Source organism: Candidatus Contendobacter odensis Run_B_J11, from assembly GCF_000531125.1.
Lineage (GTDB): Bacteria > Pseudomonadota > Gammaproteobacteria > Competibacterales > Competibacteraceae > Contendibacter > Contendibacter odensensis.
The window spans coordinates 1-3,089 of record NZ_CBTK010000006.1 but is presented as its reverse complement, the minus strand read 5'-3'; the positions used below and the strand labels follow the sequence as shown (position 1 = coordinate 3,089).

Annotated in this window: 2 protein-coding genes and 1 pseudogene; all 3 read right to left on the bottom strand. The window is 62.4% G+C overall.

Features of this window, described 5'->3' with window-relative positions; genetic code table 11:
* Positions 1 to 389, bottom strand: a pseudogene (locus tag BN874_RS00410) (transposase); the annotation flags it as partial.
* Positions 390 to 514: 125 nt separating this feature from the next.
* Positions 515 to 1,108 carry a hypothetical protein gene (locus BN874_RS00405; protein ID WP_051497244.1) on the bottom strand — a complete coding sequence of 198 codons (594 nt, stop codon included), beginning with the start codon at positions 1,106 to 1,108 and terminating at the stop codon, positions 515 to 517.
* Between the two features lie 64 nt (positions 1,109 to 1,172).
* Positions 1,173 to 3,089, bottom strand: a 1,917-nt coding sequence (ppk1, locus tag BN874_RS00400; protein ID WP_154724681.1) for a polyphosphate kinase 1, incomplete at its 5' end; no start/stop codon positions are given.

Here is a 3,089-nt window from a genome sequence, read left to right as displayed (position 1 = left end):
CAGGGTTCGGGATGGCCCGTCTCGTGCCGGATCCCCAAGTTCGTCGGCCCCCCGTTCGCGAACAGGCGCCCGTCGGGCAAAAACCGCTCGGTGAACCCTGCGGCCAGCTCGCCCGTGGTGACGATGTCGCCAAATCCGGGATCGACGCTCAAGTTCCCTTTCAAGCGCAAGCGATAGTGCCAATCCCGCAGGTGCACCCAGGCCAAGAGCGCGGCGGACGGAGAGAACCGATCCGCCAACAACAGCACCTCCGCTCCAGCCGGTAGCCAGCCCCGCACCCGTTCCAGCACGACTGCCTGCCGGTCAAGCCCCAGATGGGCCGGCCCGGCCGCCACCGCCCAGACCAGCGGCAACGCCCGATCCCCCACCACAAGGCCGAGCATCAACACGGCGAACCGATTCCCCAGGTCGTGAACGTACAACAATAATGACTGAGGCGGCGCCGGCATTGCTGGGTCGAGTGTCCCCAATTACCGCAATGCGCCAGCCCGGATCTCGTTAGCGCCGGATGCCTTCAGGCTGGATCGGACTTGGCGCTGCCGACGGCGTAAGAAGGGATTCGGCGGTCCGATAGCGATAATCGGGCAAGGAGATCCCGAAAAATCTGCTTTACCTCATAGGGCCGGCTCGAAGCGAGCCGTCGCGTATTCCAGTGGGTATTTGAACGAATTCGCGCATCTACCTCGCTCAGCACCCGATCCACCCAATCCTTATCCTCCGGTGAAACAACCAGGACCGCGAACTGATGGTCAGCCCCCTCCATAGCGACCCCCGGCGAGTCGTCAATGTGAAGATCAATCCCGAAGGCCGGAGGGTATTTCGATGGCCCACGCAAGCCCACCCTCCGCTCATGCCGGGTTTGGTTAATCACCCCCTCAATCGGAATTCCCATGATCCTGAACCAGGATTTCAAATAGTGGGCGGGACGATCCGAACTGGTGTAAATCCAAATCCGACAGCCCCTTTGCGTCAACTCGCTCATCAGGGCGCGGGCGCCGTGACGCAGCCGTTCGGGATACCGCCAGCGACGCCACCAGGAAACGCATGGTTCTGTGGGAACAGAGGAACCACAAATCAGGGTATCGTCGATATCGAAAGAAATTCGCACACATTCACCATCTCATCGAGTTTGAAGAAGCCGGCTGCCGGGTGACCGCCGACGAGTCGCTTGATTAAACCGCCGCCGCCCGGCGGCGGGTCAGGTCCATCAGCCAGGCGTGAGCGCCCATCGCGGCCGGTCCGGTCGCATCCTCCGCCGGCTGGCTCTGGACATAAGCGCCATCGGATTGCATCAGCCACGCTTGACGATTGTCCCGCAAACAGATGTCCAGAATCTCCCACAACCGCTCGCGCGCCATCCGGTCTTCCACCGGCGTCGCCGCCTCGACCCGTCCGGAGAGATTGCGATGCATCCAGTCGGCGGAACCGATAAAAAACTCGCCCGCCAGCGGATCGTCCTGGCCGTTGGCGAAATAGAAAATCCGCGAGTGTTCGAGGAAGCGGCCGATGATCGAGCGCACTCGCACGGTTTCGGTCCAGCCGGGCACCCCAGGAACCAGACAGCAGAAACCGCGCACGATCAGGTCGATGGGTATGCCCGCCTGGGATGCCGCCGACAGCGCCCTCACCATCTCCAGATCCTCGACCTGGTTCATCTTGGCGATGATGCGGGCGGGTCGACCAGCGCGATGATGCTCGATTTCCCGTTCGATGCGTTCCAGAAACCGCTGGCGCATATTGATCGGGGCGATCAGCAGCTTGTCGAATTGGGGCGCCCGCGAGCAGCCGGTCAGATAATGGAAGAGCCTCACTACATCGGCGGTGAGGATCGGATCGCAGGTCAGCAGGCCAACGTCGGTGTAAAGCCGCGCGGTTTTGACGTGATAGTTGCCAGTGCCGATATGGGCATAGCAGCGCAGATCGCGCCCTTCCTTGCGCACCACCAGCGCCACCTTGGTGTGGGTTTTCAGCCCCATCAGGCCGTAGGTCACATGCGCGCCGACCTGTTGCAGTTCCTGCGCCCAGAGCAGGTTGCGCGCCTCGTCGAACCGCGCCTTTAATTCGATGACGCAAGCGACCTGTTTGCCCGCTTCGGCAGCGCGAATCAGCGAACGCACGAACGGCGTGTCGTCGCCGACGCGGTACACCGTCATCTTGATCGCCACCGTTTGCGGATCAATGGCGGCATCGCTGATGAAATCCTCGACGCTCATGTCGAAGCTTTCGTAGGGATGATGGAGCAGCAGGTCGCCAGACTGGATCGCCGCGAAGATATCCACATCTTCATCGGGCAAGCGGGGCGGGGGCAGCGGGGACCAGTGCGGATCGCGCAAGGCCGGCGCATCGAGACCGGCAATTTGGAACAGCCCGGTGTAATCGAGCAAGCCGGGCAGTTCGTAGACGTCGGCGTCGCTCAGCTCGAACCGCTCCATCAACCCCTGGCGGAGAGCGGGGTTGGGATCCGGGGCGAGATCCATTCGCACCACCGGCCCGAAGCGTCGTTGCTGGAGCGCTTCGGTCACCGCCTCGCGCAGGCTTTCTTCCTCTTCATCGAGTTCCATCTCGGCGTTGCGCAAGATGCGAAACATCGTAGCGTCAATCAGTTCCATGCCGGGAAACAGCTTGTCGGCGCTGTGCCGGATCAAGTCCTCCAAGCGCAGGAATCGGCGCTCGCCAAGGGTTACGTCAGCCTTGAGCGCAATCCATGACGGCAGCAAGGTCGGAATCTTCACTCTGACCGGGACATATTCATCGGTGTCGGGGTTGCGAAGGATGAAACCCCAGTTGGTCGAGAGGTTCGACATGAAAGGGAAGGGATGGGCGGGGTCCATGCCGAGCGGAGTCAACGCCGGGGAAACGTTGCGGTCGAAAAAACGGGAAGCTTCATCCCGTTGCGCCGCCGTCAACGTTTCCCACCCGGCCAGAACGATCCCGTGGCGAGCCAGCGCGGGCGTTAGATCGCGGTAGCAGCGCGCCTGTTCCTCCAGTTGGACAAGAACCGTCGCGCGAATTTGGGCCAGCCGGTCGCGGGCGTCGCCGCCATGCGCCACCAGGTTGTCCGCGCTTTCGACCTGCGCCACGCCGCGCAA